We start from the raw sequence: 18,315 nt of genomic DNA, 5'->3' as shown, positions 1-18,315 counted from the left end.
GTCCTGGATTGTTGAAGGTCGAAGCATGAACGTCAGCATTTTCGGCCTCGGCTATGTTGGAACGGTGTGCGCCGCCTGCTTCACCGAGCTCGGCCACCAGATCATCGGCGTCGACAAGAGCGTTGCGAAGGTCGACCTGATCCGCGGAGGCAGATCGCCGGTCGTCGAGCCGGGCATCTCGGACAAGGTGGCGCGCGCGGTGGCAACCGGTCAGCTGACCGCGACCACCGACGCCACCGAAGCGATCGTCAACAGCGACATATCGATGGTCTGCGTCGGCACGCCCTCGTCCGGCAACGGCAATCTCGACCTGACCGCGATCCGACAGGTCGCGATCGAGATCGGCCGCGGACTGCGCGCCAAGAACGCGCCACATACCGTGACGATCCGCTCCACCGTGCTGCCCGGCACCACCCGCGGCACCGTCGGGCCGCTGATCGAGGAAGCCTCCGGCAACAGGATCGGACGCGACTTCGACCTCGCCTTCAATCCGGAGTTCCTGCGCGAGGGCAGCGCGATTGCGGATTTCAACGCGCCGTCCAAGACCGTGGTCGGCGCCTTCAACCAGGAAACCGCCGACCGCGTCATGGCGCTTTACAAGGACCTGCCCGGCGCCAAGATCACGCCGCCGGTCGAGACCGCGGAACTGGCGAAATATGTCGACAACAGCTGGCATGCGCTCAAGGTCAGCTTTGCCAACGAGATCGGCACGATCGCGAAGACGCTCGGCATCGACGGGCGCGACGTCATGAACATCTTCATGCAGGACACGCGGCTCAACATCTCGCCGGCCTATCTGCGGCCGGGGTTCGCGTTCGGCGGTTCCTGCCTGCCCAAGGACGTCAAGGCGCTGAAGCACCTGGCGCACAGCCGCGGACTGTCGACGCCGGTGCTCGAAAGCATCCTGCCGAGCAATGACATGATCATGTCGCGCGGCGCCGACTGGATCCTGTCGCATGAGGGCCGCCGCATCGCGTTCCTCGGCATCAGCTTCAAGGCCGGCACCGACGACGTCCGCGACAGCCCCTTCGTGAGGCTGGTGAAGAGCCTGCGCGGCGAGCGGCGCGACATCCGGATCTACGACCCCAATGTGCAACTGTCGCAACTGATCGGCGCCAACCGGGAATTCCTGATGCGCAATCCGGAGCTGGTCGGCCTGTTGAACGACGACGTGACGGCAACCATCGAGTGGGCCGACATTATCGTGCTGACGACGGCCGATCCGCGCTTCGTTGCGGCGTTGACGGCGACGCGCCCCGACCAGGTCGTGCTCGAACTGTCGGAGATCGGATTGCCCGAGCAGGTGCGCGCCAAAGTGAGCGGCTTCCACTGGTAGGGACTATCATGGCCACCATGGGCCAGACCCGCGAGCGACCCGAAATCCGCTTTCACGACGAGATTTCGTCGGGATGGGAGACGCTGCATCAGAGCCGCACCTTCAAGGCGCGGACGGCCGCGATGTTCGGTCTGCTCGGGAACGCGGACCTCAATGGGCAGCGCTGGCTCGATGCGGGTTGCGGCACCGGAACGCTGTCCCGCCTGCTCGCCGCACGCGGTTGCGACGTCGCCGGCGTCGACGCATCATCGGAGATGATTGCGGCGGCACACGGCCGCCGCGCCGACGGCACGCTCGCCGGGCGGCTCACATTTCAGCAGATCCCGACCATCGCAAGCCTGCCGTTTCCCGATCGATCCTTCGACGGCGCGCTATGCGCGAGCGTGCTGGAATATGTTCCCGACGTGGCGCAGTGCCTCGCCGAGATTCATCGCGTGCTGAGGCCTCGCGGGCTTTTTCTGCTCTCCATCCCCAACCGCGGATCGCTGCTGCGCCGGGGCTACAAGCTCGCGCATGCGGCCTCTTCACGCGTGTCGGCGCGGCCGCTGTTCCGCTATCTCGCGTTCTCCAAATTCGACACCTCGCCGGCGGCCATGCAGGGTCTGCTGCGACAACATGGCCTCACAATGCTGGGGAGCAGCTTTGCCGGCTCCCCGCTCCCGCCGGCGCTCGATCGCCGGGCGACGGTCGGCATGCTGATCAACATCCTGGCCCGACGCGACGGTTGACATGGCAGGCGGATAGCTGCCTCAGGCCTTGATCGCCATCAGCGATTTGGTCATGCCGAGATAGCGTTCGCGATAGATCTCGGCGTCGGGAAAGGTTTCCGTCATCTCGCGCCAGTCGAACAGGTGCCAGTCGGGCGCGGTGCGCTTGAACCAGAAGCGGTTGAATATACTGATCAGCGCGATCTGCAGCCGCCTTGGCAACAGGACGATGATGCCCGGCAGCCAGGTATGGCTTTCGATCGGAAAGTACCGGTACGGCGTCTGCACGTAGAAGGACTTCGCGACCCGCGAGATCTCGCCCGCAAAACGGTTCTGATGCTCGCGCGCGATGCTCTGAAACGCCGCTCCGTCCTCGATCGTGACGACATCCTGCTTCGGCCCGGTGACATGTTCGATCACCGACGAGCAGAAGCAGAAGTCGAACGCCTGATCGTCGAACGGCAGGCGCTCGGTCTCCCGCAGCAGCACCGTCTTGAAGCCGAAGCGCTCGCGCGCGGCCTTCAAATCGTCGGCCGATATATCGCAAACCGTGATGTCGGTATGGCGGGGCAGGATCGCGCGAATGTGCCGGCCAGTGCCGCCGCCAAGATCGAGGATTTTCGCATCGAGCGGCAGGTTCACGGTGCGAACGAGGAATTCGCCGCGCCGCTGGCGCGCCGCACTGGAAAATCGGGCTTGAATCGCACCCAGCAAGGTCAGTCTCCTGCTACCGGTCGGTTCGATCTAGCACGGCATGCGCGATCCCTCACGCAACGGTCCGTCGATTTTCCTGTCGCGCTCACCTGATGGCCTCGAAGAAGATCGACTCGTCCGGCCGGTTGTCGAGCCGGTCAATGTCGGGACAGACGCCCTCGCGATAGGCACGGGTGTGGGTTTCCGAACAGCCGGCGTCGCGGAACAGCGCGGCGAGTGAGGCGCGGGTAAAGCCCCAGTGATGCGCGAAGGTTACCTCCCTGCGGCGATCGATCTCGAACACGCCCTTGAGGAAGGCCTGCGGCGCCGCCGGATCGTAGAGCGCGACGATCCGCTCCATGTCGGGGACGACGATCCGGCACACCCCGCCCGGCGCCAGCACCCGCGCGATCTCGCGCGCCAGCCGCTCGACCTCGTCGGGAAACAGGTGCTCGAAGACATGCGCGCTGAATACCGCCGAGAGGCTGCGATCCGCGAACGGCAGCGGCCTCGTCAGGTTCATGTGACGCAGCCCGGCGAACCTGCCCTGGCGATGCTCGGCATAGCGGGCATCGCTCAGCAGGCCCGCGAGATGCAGCGCTTTCGCCGCGAACGGCATCCGCGCGATCCACAGGTGCATCGTGATGTCGGTATTGATCCAGCCGTCGATGCCGCAATTGAAGGCGCCGATATGCAGCTTTTCGAGCGAGCCGCCGCACGCGTCGCCGGTCATGTCCGCTCCCGCGCCGAATTGGTCAGCACAACCGTGATTACCGACGCCGCGCTGGAGGCCACCATCGCCGCAACTGCGCCCATCACCTGCCAGGTCTCCGCCGCGAACGGCAGGACGCAGCACAGCGCGACGAGGCCGGCGATCCGGCTCAGCATGAATCGCTGCGGCTTGCCGGTCGCAAACAGCGGCAGCGCGAGGCCGAGCCACACCGCGTCGAGCGCCATCGCCGCGCCCATCAAGGCGAGGCTGCCGGTGCCGATCTCATAACTCTGTCCGTGGATGACAAGCGCCAGAATGCGCTGGCCGAGCAGCACGACGGCCGCGCCATAGGCGGCCGCGATCGACCCGAGCAGCAGGGCATTTTCGCGCGCGGCAGCGGCGACCGCGCTGCGCCGGCCGGCGCGCAGTTCGGCCGCGATTTCCGGCAGGCGAACCGAGAACATCGTCGCGCAGAACTGGCTGAGCGGTGCGAACACCAAGAGCAGGATCCGCAGCGACGCGCTCGCGTCCAGCCCGATCAGGAAGCCGCAGACCGGAATCAGCCCGATGCTGCCGATCCAGTAGGTGAGCGAGGTCGCGACGAACCAGCGACCGTTCCGAAACAGCCGCCGCAGCGAGCCGCGGAAGATTCTGGCTTGCGGCCAGGCCAGCTCGCGGGTGTGGGCCAGCAGCGGGCTGCCGGCGAGCGCTGCCGAGATCGCGATGCACGCCATCGCCGCGGCGGCGCCGGCGAGCTTGAGCGCGATCATCAACCCGGCCGAGACGACCAGCGCCACGCAATAGGTCAGCGAGGACGCCAGTGCGCGCGGCAGTCTGCCGTCGAGATAGCAAATCCGGCGGAACATGCTCTGCAGCCGAACCGCCGGGATCGCAAGCCCGGTTGCGATCACGAGCCCGCCGGCGTCCCCGCCGACGGCTGCGATCACAAGCCCCGCGCTCACCAGCAGCAGGCCGAGCGCGCCCGAGACGAGCAGCGACGACAGATAGAGGCCGAGCCGCAGCTGCGGCCATAGCGATTTCGGGATGCGGTGCGCAGTCGCCGGCAGCCCGTCGTCGAACAGGCCGCGCAGAAACACCGCCTCGATCAAAATCGAGAATGACCAGGCGACGCTGAACCTGCCGAACGAATTGATGTCGAGCACATTGGCGAGCACGATCGTCAGCACGAAGGCAGACCCGCTCAGTAGCGCCTGATCGATCAGGCCAAGCGCGACATTGCCCCCGGCACGCCGCAGCCGGCGAAGCAATCCGCTCATGGCACCGGCGACCCCGGTCTGGGCCGCCGCCCGGTCCAGCCTGTCGGTCAACGCACTCACGCCTCACTCACCCGTAGTCTGTTGAATGTCCGCCGCGGCGCCGTTTGCAACCTGGCCTCCGGGCCGAAATAGCACCAAAACACCAGCACGCAGCCGAAATAATTGTGCAGCAGCTGGCTGGAGTCATTGGCCGACGCGATCACGACGAACAGCAGCATCGCGAACGGCGCCATGCAGTACATCCCTCTCCGCTCGAACGCGAAGACGATGCTATTCCACAGTGCGAGCGCCAGCAGCAGCATATAGAGCGCACCGCCGAGCAGGCCGAACTGGAGAAAGGCGTCGAGATAGGAATTCTCGAACGAGCCGAACTCGGTATTCCACGGCGCCATGCTCGTCAGCTCGTTCACGGGCGAGTTCGGCAGTTCGTTGAAGAATCCCGAAAACCCGTAGCCGAGCCAGGGGTGCTGCCAGAAGAAGTGCGGCCAGACCGACCAGAGGAACGAGCGGCCGGTCAGGTTTCCGCTGCGGCCGACCAGCCCATACAACTCGTCGCTCGGCACGGCGAACACGACAAGCGCAACAAAGGCGAGGCCGAGCCAATAGATCGAGGCAGCGCCCCTGTGCCCGAGCACCACCAGCAGAAGCCCGAAGGTCACGGCAAGCGCCGTCAACATGCTGATCAGCGGACCTGCGGCGCCGGCTGCGGCGAGCGCAAAAAAATGACATCCCATCAGCAGCAGGGTCCAGCCGAATTGCCGCCGCGGTCCTGCCAGCATGCGCACGAAGCAGATCAGCACCATGAGACCGAAGAACGCGCCCGCGAGGTTCTTGTGACCGAACACGCCGGCATAGGCCTGGGTTCCGAGCACCGTCGGCCGGTGCAGCGGGTCGTAATCCCATTGCGAGCCGATCACCGGAAACAGCAGGACGTGAACGATCAGCACCACGATCCCGATCCGGAACAGCGTATCGACGAGACGATCGACCGGGCAGCTGATCACGACCCACGCCGAGAACATCGTGGTTAGCAGATACATCGCGAACTTGATCGACGAGCCGGCGGGGTCCGCGCTCAGCGCCAGTGATACCAGGGCGAAGGCGATGAACGTCAGATAGAGATGCGACTGCAGCATCAGCAGGCCGAAGCGATTCCGATCGATCGCAATGTGCAGCATCAAGAGGATGTAGAGCAGCAGCCATGCGCCGCGGAACAGCGTGGATTCCCCGGCCCTTTCCGCGAACGAGATGCCCTCGATGAAATTGAACAGGAAATAGATGCAGCCGAGCACCATCACCAGATAGGCGTGCAGAAAGACATCGGTTCGCAGCCACCATCTGCCGATCATTGCACGGCCTCCTGCCGGGCCGGCGCCCTCAAGAGATGATCGACCGCGGCGGTGAAACGCGCCGCGGCGTCGGCAAGCGCATCGCGTCGCACGCTCTGCCGGGCCTGCCGCGACATCGCCTCCCAGCGCGCGGGATGTTCGAGCAAGCCGCGCGCCGCGTCGACCCAAACCTGTTCATCGAGCGCGCAAACATAGCCGTTGTCCTGGTCACGCACCAACTCGCCGCCTGCCCCGACATGGGGCGACACCAGGCAGGGAACGCCGCACTGCAGGGCCTCGTTGCACACCAGGCCCCATGGTTCCAGCAACGAGGGCAGCAGCAGCAGCCGCGACTGCAGAAAAACGTCCGATATCGCCTGCCACGGAAGGTAGCGGTCATGGCTGACATCGATGCCGGCACTCCCGAGCCGCGCCATCAAGCGCCGTTCGGCGGCGCCGGACCCGACCACGCGCACCTTCAGCCCGGGCACGATCCCACCAAGCGCGATCGCGACGTTCTCGAAGAAGATCGCGTTCTTGGCATCGTCATTGAGGCGGGCGCACCAGAGCAGATGAAATGGACGGTCGTCGAATGCCGGCGCAGTCTCCGGCGGATCCCATGCCGGCACCAGCGGCACCACGAACAGATCGTCGGCGCGAACACCCTCGCCGCGGAAATACGCCCTGCCCTTGTCGCTGCAACATACGACTGCGTCGCACTGGCGCAGCAGCCAGGGCCGCGCCAGCCGATGATAGGCGGTGTTGGGCATCGTCTCGCGCCAGCCGTCGATCGTCAGCGCGAGCGCCTTGCCGTTGGCGCGCGCCCATGCCGCGCCGGCCAGCATCGAGGGGTACAGGCCGTTGACGAACAGCAGGTCGGGCGCGAGCGCATTCAAGGCGCGCCCGATCCCGATATTGACATGGGTGTGACGCGACCGCGACAGCGGAATCGAGACGCCGGGCACCGTGCGCGTGGTATAGCGCGGCGTGAACGAGCCGGCCCAGAACCGATCGGCCTCCTGCGCGGTGCAGGATAGCACCGCGAGATCCAGCCCACGGTCAACCAGCTCGTTGTAGAGCCGGTTGGTGTAGGGTGTGATCATGTTGTTGAAGACGACCACGCGCGGCGCCATGGCTCAGCGGTCCCGTGGCGGCGCCGCGTCGTGCCGGCAGATCGCCCCGCAATGATAAGTCGCAAGCCGGGTCGCGAACCCTGGGCTGACCGACAACAGCGACTTCCGCACGATACTCTTCGCGAGCCCCTTCATCCGAGACGAATGAAAAGCATGCACCGGCAGGCTGTGGTCCCAGGTGCCGAAGTCCTTGACCTTGAGCCCCACGGTCTCCAGCAGCAGCCGAAACGTATCGGGCGTGTAGAAATTGATATGGCCGATGTCGAGCGTCGATTGCAGCGCCCCGCGACTGGTCCGCGCGTGCAATTCGCAGGGCACCTCGACATAGATGAAGTCTCGCGAGACGCGGGCGAGCTCGTAAAGCAATGCGCGTGGTTCGGGCACGTGCTCCAGGACGTGGCTGGCATAGACGAGGTCGAACGATCCGTCGGCGAACGGGATCGTGGCACCGTCATAGCTGGACCAGCGGAATGGAGCTGAAGCTGCACCGTCGATCTCCAGATTGGTCGCGGGATCGATCACGTCGATGCCGGTGAAGTCGCGGCCGACACCGATCGCCGACAGCCGCGCCAGCACGGCGCCGGTGCCGCAGCCGACCTCGAGCACATTTCCGACCTTCGCGGCGGCTGGGCCGAGCAAGCCGGCGATATGATCGGCCTTGTCGACCGCGCAGACGCGGCGCCAGTCGCGCTCCTGCGCCGAATAGACGCCCTCATAGTGCGCGTTGTGCTGTCCGACGCAGAATTCCATCGTCATGGCCTGGCCCTCGCCTCCGGCGGCATTCGGGCAAGCTCCTCGAAGCGATCGTTCGATTTGTGCTCCCAATTGCGCCGTTCCGCCGCCGAGCGGCGGTCGAGATCGTATCCAATGTCGGCCATGGTGCGGGTCAGGACGTCGACGTTCCGTTGCGGGACGGCTGCGAGGCCGGCCAGCAGCTTGTCACGGTGCGCCCAGCCAGGTCCCTTCAGGAGATCGATTGCCTCGGTGTACAGTTCAGTCTTCACGAGACGCGCGAACTCGGCAATCACGTCGGCCGAAAGGTCAGGCGGCAGCGCGTCAAACATTGCGAGCGCCATCGCGCTGCGCTTGACCACGATCCAGCCCTCGTTCGGTCCGAGCCGGTACGACATCCGCAGCAGGTCGAAATTGGCGTCGCTCAAACCTTGCCTTGTATTGCGAAGCCAGAACAGCACGAGCCAAAGATACGGATCGGCCGGCGCGCAGCCGAGCGATTTGCGGACAGCTTCGTCAAGCTCGCCCATCCGGGCGTCGACCTGCTCGCCGGATGCGAGCGCGTTCTCGGCGCGCCGCAACCGGATCACCGCCGCGCTGCGATCGATGGCCGGCATGCAATCCTTCTCCGCCACGGCGCGCGAGAGCAGCGGACCGAGGTCATCGAGCTCGGCGTCGCTGACCGGTACGTTGCGAAGGATCAGGTCCTTTGCGCCGTCGAGCCGGGTCTGGTCGACAAAGTCCGGCAAGGTGGTCGTGCCCCAGGCAACCGACGAGCACGCGACCGCGGCCAGCAAGCCGCGCGCAAGCCAGGCGGCTGCGCGCCCGGGCATCCCACCGTGCGTCTCACTCGGTGTAGCCATATCGCCCATAGTGCGAGTTGTAATAGTAGTTCTTGCCGCCATAGCCGCTATAGCGGCTCATCGCGGCAATATCGGCCTTGTTGAGCACGACGCCGAGCAGGTTCTCGTTGACCGCTCGCGCACTGCGAAGCGCACGCTCGACCACCTGCACCTGGGTCTTGCCCCATTCCACGATGAAGACGAAGGAATCGACGAAGTGTGCGGTGATACGGACATCGACCACCGGCGTGAGCGGCGGGAAATCGACGATCACGTAGTCATAATGGCTGCGGGCCCCGTCGATGAAATCCCTCATCTGGTCGGAGGCCAGCACGTCGTGCGAGTGCGCGATGCGCGATCGCGTGGCGCCAGGCAGGAAGGCGAGGCCGGTCTCGGGATCACGCCACAGCGTGTCCTGCAATGTCGCATTGTTCGACAGCACGTCGAGGATGCCGCGCTCGGCAGTCGCGGCGACCTTGCGGCTGAGCGAGGGATTGCGCAGATCGCAATCGATCAGGAGCACGCGGGCCCCGCTCTGGGCAACCAGTTGCGCAAACACGAAGGCCAGCGTCGACTTGCCCTCGTTGGGAAGCGCGGAGGTCAGGCCGAGGATCTTTGACGGCTTGGTGACGTTGAGGTCGGCATTGACCTTGATCGAGCGGATCGCTTCCGAGAACCGCGAGAATGGCGAATCGATCGCCGCCCACAGCACCGGCTCGTCGCCGCGCCGGATCGTGCGCGGACCGATCGGCAGGTTGGGACGACCGGCGACCGGCGCCTTGATCTGGCCCGGCGAGACGCGCGGAACGATGGCGACGCAGTCGGCCTCGAGGATCGTCTCGACCATTTCAGCAGTGCGGAACACCCGGTCATAGAGGTCGCGCAGCACGCCGAACCCGAGCCCGGCGATCAGGCCGCCGAGCGCCGAGAGCGCGAGCACGACCAAGGTCTGCGGATGGCTCTTGCTGAGCGGACGCGAGGCACGGGTGATCACCCGCGCCTCACTGACCGGGAACGACTGTTGCTGCACGTTTTCCATGTAGCGCTGCAGGAAGTTGTCGTAGAGCGAGCGATAGGTCTGCGCCGAGCTCTCGAGCTCGCGGAGCGTGACCTGCGCCTGGTTGGTCGACTGCGACTGCGACACCGAGTCGTTCACGGCGCGCTCGATCTCGTTCTGGCGCTGCAGGGCGATCGCATAGTCGCTCTTGTAGCTTTCGGCGAGCCGCTTCAGCTCGTCCACGATCGACGACTGGATCTCGCGCATCTGGTTGCGCAGATTGACGGCGGCCAAATGATTGTAGCCGTAGCGCGACGACCAGTCGGCCTCGCGGTTGGCCAGCTCGAGATATTGCGAGCGCAGCTTGGTGATGACCTGGTTGTTCAGGGTATCGGCCACCGTCGCATCGGGGACGCCCCCCTTCACCACCGCCTCGATGCGGTCGAGCTTGGCCTTGGCGTCGGTGACCTGCGACTTCACGTGGAGCAGCTGGGTGTTGAGCTCGCCGAGCTGCTGCTCGTTGAGCAGCTTGCCGCTGGAGGTGACGATGTTGTTGGTCTTCTTGTAGTCGAGCACCGCGCGCTCGGCGTTGGATGCCTGCGTGCGCAGCTCCTGGATGCGGTCCTGCAGCCAGACGCTGGCGCGTCGCGTCGCCTGATACTTGGAATCGAGCTGATCGACGATGTAGGCGTCGGCGACGGCATTGGCGATCTGCGCCGCGCGCTCCGGATCGAGCGAGCGGAAGCTGACCTCGATCACATAGGTCATGCCGCGGCGGCGGACGTCGAGCTGCTTCTGGAAGGCGCGAACCGCGCGCCGGGTCCGGTCGAACTCGGTGGGCGGCGCGCCGCCGGCGAGCAGGCCGGACACGAAATCCAGCACAGCTCCCGCCGCGCCGGCCCTCGAGCCGACGAATTCCGGATCCTCGTTGAGCTTGAGGTCGCGGATCACCGCGAGCGCCACGTTCTCCGACTTCAGGATTTCGACCTGGCTCTCGACTGCGGCGGAATCGACCGGGGCCTCGCTCACCGGCGATTGCTGCTGGAAGGCCTGGAATTTGCGCGTGTCGATGATCATCGTGGCGAGCGCCGTATAGCTCGGCGCCGCTGTCATCAGATAGCAGATGCCGCCGAACAGGCAGAGCGCGGCGGTCCCGAGTATGACCCAGTATTGCCGGAGCAGATAGGTGACGAAGGCGTCGAAGGTTTCCGCCAGCGACGGCAGTTCAGCCGGACGATTTCTCAGATCGACAGACGGCGAGATCTGGTTGCGCTGAAGCATCTCGTCCTATCGCCGCGCCGGCAGGATGGATCCTGCCCTCGCGCCCTCCAATGATCCTGCGAAGCGTCCCGCCGCCGACACCGAAGCGCGTTGCTGCAGAGAGTTCTCCATTGGCGATCGGAAGCCCGCTCAGGGAGTTACTGTTGAAATGAGGGTGGTGCCGGTGCCCGTGGCCGTACCGGTCGTCGTGCGGCCCGAACTGCTGACCGACGAGGTGAAGCTGAAGATGCCGGTGTTCACACTGTTGCCGTCGATGGCCTCGAGCGTGCCAGCTCCGGCGCCGCTGGCGCCCAGCGCGCTGGTCTGGCCGCCGGATGCACCGGCGCTGCCCGCGCCGCCGGCACCGGTCGCGGCGGTGCCGCTGTCACCCGACGCTGCGGCAAACGCCATCACGGTGTCGAGATCCTTGGTGTCGGCAATCGCCTGCTGGATGCGCGTCGCGTAGGGCTGGTTGCTGCGCACCACGATGCGCGCGGCCTGGGCGAGACCGGCGGCGATCGCCGTCTTCTGGTCCTTGCTTGCCTTGGCAAGCAGCGCAATCAGCGGATCGAGCGATGTCGGATCGTTGAGGGCGAAATCGCGCGCCCGCGAGGTCAACTCCACGCCCGCATTCGGATATTGGGTCAGTAGCTGCTCCGGGCTGGCCTTGAAATTGGTGACCGCCTGGGACAGCTGGATCAACCCGCCAGGGGTCTCCGCCAGCGCCGCGCCACCGGGTGTCGCGAGCACCAGCATCACCACCAACGTCGCCAAGCGCGGGGCGGAAAAGCCGCCGGATCGCTCAAATGTGAACACAGCTATCTCCCTAACGAATACTAACAGTTCGTTAGCATAGTCAGAGTTATCGCGCCAATTAAATAGCCTCGCCGGCGGCGCCCCCACTTCGGCGTGCCAAATCAGCGTTAACCGGCCGCCCGACCGTAACACCGGCGTCACGATCGGAGCCGCCATCGGAGCCGCCCCCGCCGGAGCGGAAGGATTGCGACAGGCCTGCCCCGAGCAGGGCCGCGATTACAACGGCATAGCCGGTGATCTGGAGCGAGAAATCGATCATCGAATGGAGCGCGCCGGCGGCCGACGCGCAGAGCGCCGCGAGCGGCACGATCATGTCGCGGCGACGGGTCCGCACGCCATGCGCGAGCACGCCGAACGCTGCGAGCAGCGCGATCATGGCGGCGCCGGCCATTAACATTCCGCCGTCGGACGCCAGTTCGAGCCAGCTGTTGTGCGCCCGGTTCCAGGTCCCGCGCAGCGAGATGTCGTCGGTGCGATAGGCCGGATAGACCCATTCGAAGGTCCCGAAACCATCGCCGAGCCACGGGTGATCCCAGATCATCCGCAACGTTGCGCGATAGGTCGAGAACCGTCCCTCGTCCGAGAGGCCCATCGTGCTGAAGCGCGCGCCGACACCGCCGCCGAGAAGCTGCAGCAGTGCCAGCGCGACCAGGCTGCCGACGCCGAGTGCCACGATCATGCCGTAGCGGCGCGGCACCCGGTTGCGAAAGAAGATCGCGGCGGCTGCGACCGCAGCGAGCAGCGAGATCCCGACGCCGCCGCGCGAGCCGGTCAGAAACATCGCCAGCAGGCAGGTGAGCCAGCCGAACGCATGGCCGGCGAGCCGGTGCCGCGCCGGCATATCGAGACGCGCGAGCAGCCGTGACAGGCTGGCGCGGCGCGACGGCCAATGCCGCTCGATCAGCTCGCAGCCGAACAACAGCCAGATCAGCGCACAGCAACCATAATAGATGCCGGCAGTGTTGCGATTGACGAAGGGAGATGTCAGCCACGCCAGGTGCGCCTGCTTCTCGTGCAGCAGGTAGATCCGGGTGGGATCGATCGCGAAGGTGATGATGCCGCAGATCGCATAGACCAGGCCCGCCGCGGCCACCGCCCGCAACAACCCGCGCGCCAGTCCGCGGTTGGCACCGAGCATGACGCCGATGGCGAAGCTGAGCAGGCAAACGATTCCGACGCCGATCGAATAGAACGGCTGACCGCGCGCGATCGACACGGCCGGCGGCAACTCGGCAGGCAGCAATTTGCCGGCCTGTGCCCACAACGCGTTCGGCGCCACACCTGACCAGGGGCGGAGCGCCGACTGCTCGTGCAGCACCAGCATGGCAAGCGCCGTCAATAGCGCAGTCACGGCGAGGATCATGAGCTGACTGCCGCGCAGGCGCATCGGCAACACCCCGAGCAGTGCAATCCCGAGCAGGATCGACCAGATCGCGGGCGCAACTGTGCCGACCGAGCCGAGCGGCAGCGGCGCCAAGGCGACGACGGCGCAGAACAGCCACGACGACCAGCGCACCGGCCACGGCAATGCCGTCGCCTCGCCCGAGCCGGAAGCTAGTCGCAAACGTGTCATGAAGCCGGCCGTGCCGGCTCACGCCCCAATATCAGGGCGCAAGCTTGATCGAATTACGAAGTAAGGTTGCGTTGTAGGCGGCCACGATCGGATCGTTCACCGTTGCGGTCACGAGGCGGATCTGCTGCATCACCTTGGCGTCCTCGACGGATGCCGCGTTCGACGCATAGAGCACGTCCTTGTTGCGCAACTGGAAACGCGTGGCCAGAAAATAGCCGGCCGGATCGCGGAAATTGATGTTGTAGACGACCGGGATGATCGGCCCTGAATATTTGCTGACGTCGACGCCAAGCTTCGCGGCCACTTCCGGCAGTTCGCCGCGATAGACGAACACCGAGGCCGGATCGGCCGAGGAGTCGTTCAGGCCGCCCGCTTTGGCGACCGCTTCGGCGAGCGAGATGCGCCAGGCCTCGAAATTGAACTGGCCCTGCGCGCCCGAGGCGCCGAAGGCGACGAAGGTCTGCGGCTCGCGGTAGACATAAATGGTGTCGCCGGGGTGGGCATAGATATTGCTCTTGGGCTCGTAGACCAGCTGGCCGAACGGCACCGTAGTACGCTTGCCGTCGCGCTCGAGCATGACCCATGTGTCAAAACCCTGCCCTTTCGGGCCGCCGGCGCGCGTGATGGCATCGAGCACGTGCTCACCCGCGGCGTTGGCGGGGAAGCGGTTCGGCGAATTGACCTCGCCGAGCACGGAGATCAGCGAGGTGCGCTGCTCGATCAGGGCGACCACGGCCTGCGGCTCGATCGCGCGGTTCTTCAACGCATCGACGATCGAGCGCTGCACTTCGGTCGGCGTGCGGCTCTTGGCGCGGATCGCGCCGGCATAGGGCACCGAGATGTTGCCGTCGGTATCGACGTTCTGGTTCGGCAGCGTGATGTAGTTGCCGGGGCGCACGCCGGCCTCGACCGGAATGAACAGACCGCCGGCGGCGGCCTCGAAGATCGTGACGCTGACGACGTCGCCGATGCCGAAACGGATATCCTTCGGCGGCGGGCCCTGGATGCCGCCGGCAAGTTGCGGCGCGAATGACGCCAGCACGTTCTCGATCTGCGGTGTGATCTTGACCATCGCATAGGGCAGGCTTTCGGGATCGCGCTGCCCGGCCACGACATCGGAGCTCGTCGGACCGTTGGTCGGCATGTAGTGGCAACCGCTGACCCAACAGGCGGCCGCAAGCAATAACATTATCCGAAGGAAAACCACACGCGACATTTAAATACTCCGGCCGTGCCGTAACACGCCGACTATCACAATCACAGGGTTCCACGATATATTGCGATGCAATTGATAAATAATGTTAGCGAGGTGAGGTAATTCGGCGACACCGGCGCACCGCCGTGAGACAAAGCCCGGCGCGCCGTCACTCCGGCTTTGATTTCGTCGGATGTTCCCGTTATCTGTGAATGAGATGGTTTGAGTTAACCGATTGAGGGTTCGATGGCCCGCATGAAGCTACTGGCGATCGCGTTGGGAATGGTCGCCTTGCTGCTGGGCGGTTCTGTTGGCAGCTCGGTTTTTGCCGCAGAACTAAGCGCTTCCCCTGCGCCGCGCGCCGTGCAACGGGTCGGCGGCAACTGTCAGCGGCTGCAATATTGTCATGGCGACGTCTGCCAGTGGAAACGGGTTTGCTGGCACGGCTGTCCCGATCGCTACTCCTGCGCGCCGCTCTACGGCGCCTATGGACCATATGGCGGACGCGACTATTGGGCCGCCTATAGTTACGGCGATCTGCGCCCGTTCTGAATGTTAATCGACTAACAAAACTACTGGCCATTCGACCGGCGCCGCGCCGGCCGGCTTGCAGCGTACGGGTTAACCCCGGCTTAGGCCCGGCCCGCTACCATGCGGACGCAGGGTTTGGTTATGTTATTTGTTTTCCTTGGCAATTTGATCGGCGGCACCGTTCTCGGGCTGCGCCAGCACTGTCTGGTGCTGGCGCCGGTGGTGCTCGCGGAGCTCTCGCTGCTGGCCGCCATCGGAGTCGCGCGCCTGTCGTGGTCGGAAACCGCGCTGCTCATGATTACCGCGATCGTAGCGCTGCAAGTCGGTTATCTGGCAAGCACCTTCGCGCCGCTGTTCTGGTCTCGCAGCTCGACGCCACGTCTCGCCCTGCGCCGTTCGCAATAGCAGGGCATAACACTGCCCCCTTTGGCGTGGCCGATTTCCGTTGACCTCGCGGCAAGCCCGGGGCATCCCGCTGTCTTGCGTCTCATCCTCCGCAGGACCTCCCCCTCTCGTGTGGAACGTCACGGCTTTCATCTGCATCTTGATCGGGGCGTCGATTCCGCTGGGTCTCATCGACGCATCGCTCGCAACGGGTCCCGTCGGCGCGGCGACGTCGCTCGGGCTGCTCGGAAGTCTCGTGGCGATCCGTCCAGGTGAGCTGTCGTTCCTGAAGTCGGTCGCAGGTCCTGCTGTTGCGGCGGCGCTTCTGCCGATGCTCTGGATCATCCTGCAGATGCTGCCACTGGCTTCCTTGGCACATCCGGTGTGGAAGTTCGCCGGCGAAACACTGGGAGCACAGCTCAGCGGCAGCATCACGATCGACACCGGCGCAAGCCTCGGCGCGCTGCTGATCTGGCTGTCACTCACGTCAGTCATGATCACCGCCGCCGCGATCGCGATCGACGCCCGCCGCGCCGATGTGGTGGCCCGCATTATTGCAGCAACGGCCGCCGTCGCGGCCCTGATCCTGCTGCTATCAAGCGATCCGGTCAAAGTCTGGCTTGGCGGTGCGCGCGATGAGACGGCAAACGGATTCCTGGTCGTGGTTCTCGTTGGCGTTCCGCTCAGCCTTGCGCGCGCGCTCGACGTCGGCGGACACGCTGACGGCCGCACCGCAGCCCAATTGACGCGGCTGCGCTGGCTACTCGCCGCCGGCGCGCTGTTCTGCGCCGCCAGCGCCTGCTGGTACGGAGGGCGCGGCGCCGCGATCGCACTCGCCGCGGGCATCGCCCTCGTCCTGATGACCTTCGCCGCGCGGAAACTTCACCTGCACCGCTGGAGCAGCGCTGCTGCTGCGGCAGCGATCGCGCTGATCGCCCTGGCGACGGCAATCGCCAATCGTCATCCCGACGTGCCGCTTGCGGTCGCCTTTGCTCATGCACCGTCCGAGTTCGTGCAATCGACCCACAATCTGCTCGCCGACCTGCCCGCGCTCGGCAGCGGCGCCGGCACCACGGCAATGCTGGCGTCGACCTATATGGACTGGCAGGGCGCCACCACGCGGCCGGTGGTTGCGACCAGCGCGGCGGCCTTGATCGCCCAGTTCGGTTCCGCCATGTTCTGGACTTTAGTCGCGGCTATCATCGTCGGCATCGCAGCGTTCACGGCCGGTGCGCGCAATCGCGGCCGAGACTGGTCCTACCCTGCATCGGCCGCAGCCGTCCTGCTGACGCTGCTGCTTGCTAGCTTCACCTTGCCGGAATTGCCGGCGCTGCCCGGAGTGATCGTGTTGGGAGCCGTGATCGGAACAGGACTGGCACAGCGGATCAGCCGTTCACGGTTGCAGGCGGGCTAGGCGCCAGATGCGAAGCTTCCTCCAGCGTCTTGTCGGCCAGACCGGCGATCGCGAACATGAGGGCGACGAGACCTGCATCTACGCCGTCGGTGATATCCACGGCCACGCCGACCTGCTGCACGAGATCTGCGCCCGCATCGATGCCGACATCGGTCGGTTCCGGCCGGCGCGACCGATCCAGGTGTTCCTCGGCGACTATATCGATCGCGGACCGGATTCGCGCGATGTCATCGCCATGCTCGATCAACGCCGCCGCACCCGCAGCATGGTCTGCCTGCTCGGCAATCACGAGGCCTGCCTGCTGGAGTTTCTCGTCAATCCCGACATGCTCGCGCAATGGCGGCAGTTCGGCGGCTTGCAAACGCTGATGTCCTACGGACTGACGCCCTCGCCCAATCCCGACGCCTCCGAACGAAGGGCGCTCGCCCGGCAATTGATCCGCGAGATGCCGGCGGCTCATCTCGCCTTCCTGCGCTCGCTGCCGCTCTGTTATGTGCACAAACGCTACTTCTTCGTCCATGCCGGCGTCAGGCCCGGCGTCGCGCTCAACCAGCAGCGCAAGGAGGATCTGCTCTGGATCCGCGACGACTTCCTGATGTCGGAAGATGATTTCGGCAAGGTCGTGGTCCACGGCCATACGCCGGTGCATGAAGCCGAGCTGCTGCGCAACCGCATCAATGTCGACACCGGCGCCTATGCGACCGGCCGCCTGACCTGCGTCAAGCTCGAGGGAGCACGGCGAACCCTGCTGATGACCGGCAACCGGGCCGCGCGCCATGGCTGACACGATAGCTAACACGATGGCTGCCGCGATCGGCCGGAATGCGAGGCGCCTCTCGCCTGCCTTCGTGCCCGTCGCCGCCGCGATCGGCGCGGCGACGCTGGCCTTGTCGGCCTGGTGGCTTGCCGCCGATGCATTGCGCGGCAAACCGGCGATCGCCGCGGAAGTCGGCATGGTCCGAGGCGAGCTGTGGCTGCGCGACGGCTGGAGCGAATTGCAGACGTCGCCGGAGGCGGCCGAAACCGCGTTCACGCGCGCGCTTCGCCTCTCGCCGATGGACGCCGGCGCCTGGTTCGGCCTCGCCTCGGCAACGGGACGGTTCGATTGGCTGAACCCGACCGCGTCGAAGGCGCTGAAGATGTCCTACTACACCGGCTTCAACCGCAGCGACCTGATCGCGCCGCGCCTGATCCTGCTGGCGCAGGTCGACACCACGCGCGATGTCGAATTGGTCGATCTGCTGCAGCGGCAGATCCGCCTGATCCTCACCCGCGCGCCGGAGCTGAAGGGCGCGATCGGGCAGGCCTATCGCGTGGCTGGCGACGCCAACCGGCGCATCATCGAGGCGGAATTCAAGGACGCCAACCAGAGCATTCCGGAGTAA

General features: G+C 65.5%; 18 protein-coding genes. 7 read left to right on the top strand and 11 right to left on the bottom strand.

All coding sequences use genetic code 11. From position 1 onward, the window contains the following. Window positions 1-25: 25 nt before the first annotated feature. Window positions 26-1,336, top strand: coding sequence for a nucleotide sugar dehydrogenase (locus PMN64_RS02745; RefSeq protein ID WP_411779627.1), 1,311 nt, complete (start codon window positions 26-28; stop codon window positions 1,334-1,336). An 8-nt stretch (window positions 1,337-1,344) separates the two neighbouring features. Then, window positions 1,345-2,064: a class I SAM-dependent methyltransferase gene (locus PMN64_RS02740; protein ID WP_411779626.1), complete on the top strand. Its 720-nt coding sequence runs from the start codon at window positions 1,345-1,347 to the stop codon at window positions 2,062-2,064. A 21-nt stretch (window positions 2,065-2,085) separates the two neighbouring features. On the opposite strand, the gene PMN64_RS02735 is transcribed toward PMN64_RS02740, so the two are convergent. The 11 genes from PMN64_RS02735 to PMN64_RS02685 form a co-directional block, all read right to left on the bottom strand. Beyond that, window positions 2,086-2,757 carry a methyltransferase domain-containing protein gene (locus PMN64_RS02735; protein ID WP_411779625.1) on the bottom strand — a complete coding sequence of 224 codons (672 nt, stop codon included), beginning with the start codon at window positions 2,755-2,757 and terminating at the stop codon, window positions 2,086-2,088. 85 nt (window positions 2,758-2,842) lie between these two features. Continuing rightward, entirely contained in the window at window positions 2,843-3,469 is a 627-nt protein-coding gene (locus PMN64_RS02730; protein WP_411779624.1) for a class I SAM-dependent methyltransferase, read from the bottom strand. Beyond that, entirely contained in the window at window positions 3,466-4,785 is a 1,320-nt protein-coding gene (locus tag PMN64_RS02725; protein ID WP_411779623.1) for a polysaccharide transporter, read from the bottom strand. Before PMN64_RS02725 ends, PMN64_RS02730 begins: the two co-directional genes overlap by 4 nt. Then, window positions 4,782-6,074: an O-antigen ligase family protein gene (locus tag PMN64_RS02720; protein ID WP_411779622.1), complete on the bottom strand. Its 1,293-nt coding sequence runs from the start codon at window positions 6,072-6,074 to the stop codon at window positions 4,782-4,784. Before PMN64_RS02720 ends, PMN64_RS02725 begins: the two co-directional genes overlap by 4 nt. Next, a complete protein-coding gene (locus tag PMN64_RS02715) occupies window positions 6,071-7,186 on the bottom strand; it encodes a glycosyltransferase family 4 protein (RefSeq protein ID WP_411779621.1) in 1,116 nt (371 codons plus the stop codon). Before PMN64_RS02715 ends, PMN64_RS02720 begins: the two co-directional genes overlap by 4 nt. Window positions 7,187-7,189: 3 nt before the next feature. Next, entirely contained in the window at window positions 7,190-7,942 is a 753-nt protein-coding gene (locus PMN64_RS02710; RefSeq protein WP_411779620.1) for a class I SAM-dependent methyltransferase, read from the bottom strand. Continuing rightward, complete coding sequence (locus PMN64_RS02705) at window positions 7,939-8,751, bottom strand: hypothetical protein (protein WP_411779619.1); 813 nt, start codon at window positions 8,749-8,751, stop codon at window positions 7,939-7,941. Before PMN64_RS02705 ends, PMN64_RS02710 begins: the two co-directional genes overlap by 4 nt. Before the next feature lie 13 nt (window positions 8,752-8,764). Beyond that, window positions 8,765-11,038: a polysaccharide biosynthesis tyrosine autokinase gene (locus tag PMN64_RS02700; protein ID WP_411779618.1), complete on the bottom strand. Its 2,274-nt coding sequence runs from the start codon at window positions 11,036-11,038 to the stop codon at window positions 8,765-8,767. Window positions 11,039-11,167: 129 nt separating this feature from the next. Continuing rightward, the gene (locus tag PMN64_RS02695; protein WP_411779617.1) at window positions 11,168-11,833 is read right to left on the bottom strand and encodes a hypothetical protein; all 666 of its coding nucleotides are present in this window, start codon (window positions 11,831-11,833) and stop codon (window positions 11,168-11,170) included. Window positions 11,834-11,891: 58 nt separating this feature from the next. Further along, a complete protein-coding gene (locus PMN64_RS02690) occupies window positions 11,892-13,406 on the bottom strand; it encodes an O-antigen ligase family protein (protein WP_304499423.1) in 1,515 nt (504 codons plus the stop codon). A gap of 31 nt (window positions 13,407-13,437) precedes the next feature. Next, window positions 13,438-14,550, bottom strand: coding sequence for a polysaccharide biosynthesis/export family protein (locus PMN64_RS02685; RefSeq protein ID WP_018270685.1), 1,113 nt, complete (start codon window positions 14,548-14,550; stop codon window positions 13,438-13,440). A 297-nt stretch (window positions 14,551-14,847) separates the two neighbouring features. Here PMN64_RS02685 and PMN64_RS02680 point away from each other — a divergent pair, with 297 nt between their 5' ends. The 5 genes from PMN64_RS02680 (at window position 14,848) to PMN64_RS02660 (ending at window position 18,315) form a co-directional block, all read left to right on the top strand. Beyond that, complete coding sequence (locus tag PMN64_RS02680) at window positions 14,848-15,153, top strand: hypothetical protein (protein ID WP_304499421.1); 306 nt, start codon at window positions 14,848-14,850, stop codon at window positions 15,151-15,153. A 99-nt stretch (window positions 15,154-15,252) separates the two neighbouring features. Then, complete coding sequence (locus PMN64_RS02675) at window positions 15,253-15,537, top strand: hypothetical protein (protein WP_304499420.1); 285 nt, start codon at window positions 15,253-15,255, stop codon at window positions 15,535-15,537. 109 nt (window positions 15,538-15,646) lie between these two features. After that, window positions 15,647-16,930 (top strand): hypothetical protein, encoded by a 1,284-nt coding sequence (locus tag PMN64_RS02670; protein ID WP_304499419.1) that lies wholly within the window; start codon window positions 15,647-15,649, stop codon window positions 16,928-16,930. 7 nt (window positions 16,931-16,937) lie between these two features. Further along, window positions 16,938-17,714, top strand: a complete 777-nt coding sequence (locus tag PMN64_RS02665; protein WP_304499418.1) for a metallophosphoesterase family protein — start codon at window positions 16,938-16,940, stop codon at window positions 17,712-17,714. Beyond that, window positions 17,707-18,315, top strand: coding sequence for a hypothetical protein (locus tag PMN64_RS02660; RefSeq protein ID WP_304499417.1), 609 nt, complete (start codon window positions 17,707-17,709; stop codon window positions 18,313-18,315). The genes PMN64_RS02665 and PMN64_RS02660 overlap by 8 nt, the downstream gene beginning before the upstream one ends.

The organism is Bradyrhizobium sp. UFLA01-814, from assembly GCF_046718885.1.
GTDB lineage: Bacteria > Pseudomonadota > Alphaproteobacteria > Rhizobiales > Xanthobacteraceae > Bradyrhizobium > Bradyrhizobium elkanii.
The sequence above is the reverse complement of the archived record's forward strand: the minus strand, read 5'-3'. Positions and strand labels throughout refer to the sequence as shown.

Bases quoted from the DNA above. Each gene is read 5' to 3' on its own strand.
- PMN64_RS02710 (WP_411779620.1), bottom strand. From the start codon at position 7,942: ATGACGATGGAATTCTGCGTCGGACAGCACAACGCGCACTATGAGGGC.
- PMN64_RS02660 (WP_304499417.1), top strand. From the start codon at position 17,707: ATGGCTGACACGATAGCTAACACGATGGCTGCCGCGATCGGCCGGAAT.
- PMN64_RS02690 (WP_304499423.1), bottom strand. From the start codon at position 13,406: ATGACACGTTTGCGACTAGCTTCCGGCTCGGGCGAGGCGACGGCATTG.
- PMN64_RS02675 (WP_304499420.1), top strand. From the start codon at position 15,253: ATGCGGACGCAGGGTTTGGTTATGTTATTTGTTTTCCTTGGCAATTTG.
- PMN64_RS02720 (WP_411779622.1), bottom strand. From the start codon at position 6,074: ATGATCGGCAGATGGTGGCTGCGAACCGATGTCTTTCTGCACGCCTAT.
- PMN64_RS02700 (WP_411779618.1), bottom strand. From the start codon at position 11,038: ATGCTTCAGCGCAACCAGATCTCGCCGTCTGTCGATCTGAGAAATCGT.
- PMN64_RS02705 (WP_411779619.1), bottom strand. From the start codon at position 8,751: ATGCCCGGGCGCGCAGCCGCCTGGCTTGCGCGCGGCTTGCTGGCCGCG.
- PMN64_RS02730 (WP_411779624.1), bottom strand. From the start codon at position 3,469: ATGACCGGCGACGCGTGCGGCGGCTCGCTCGAAAAGCTGCATATCGGC.
- PMN64_RS02745 (WP_411779627.1), top strand. From the start codon at position 26: ATGAACGTCAGCATTTTCGGCCTCGGCTATGTTGGAACGGTGTGCGCC.
- PMN64_RS02665 (WP_304499418.1), top strand. From the start codon at position 16,938: ATGCGAAGCTTCCTCCAGCGTCTTGTCGGCCAGACCGGCGATCGCGAA.
- PMN64_RS02685 (WP_018270685.1), bottom strand. From the start codon at position 14,550: ATGCCGACCAACGGTCCGACGAGCTCCGATGTCGTGGCCGGGCAGCGC.
- PMN64_RS02740 (WP_411779626.1), top strand. From the start codon at position 1,345: ATGGCCACCATGGGCCAGACCCGCGAGCGACCCGAAATCCGCTTTCAC.
- PMN64_RS02715 (WP_411779621.1), bottom strand. From the start codon at position 7,186: ATGGCGCCGCGCGTGGTCGTCTTCAACAACATGATCACACCCTACACC.
- PMN64_RS02680 (WP_304499421.1), top strand. From the start codon at position 14,848: ATGGCCCGCATGAAGCTACTGGCGATCGCGTTGGGAATGGTCGCCTTG.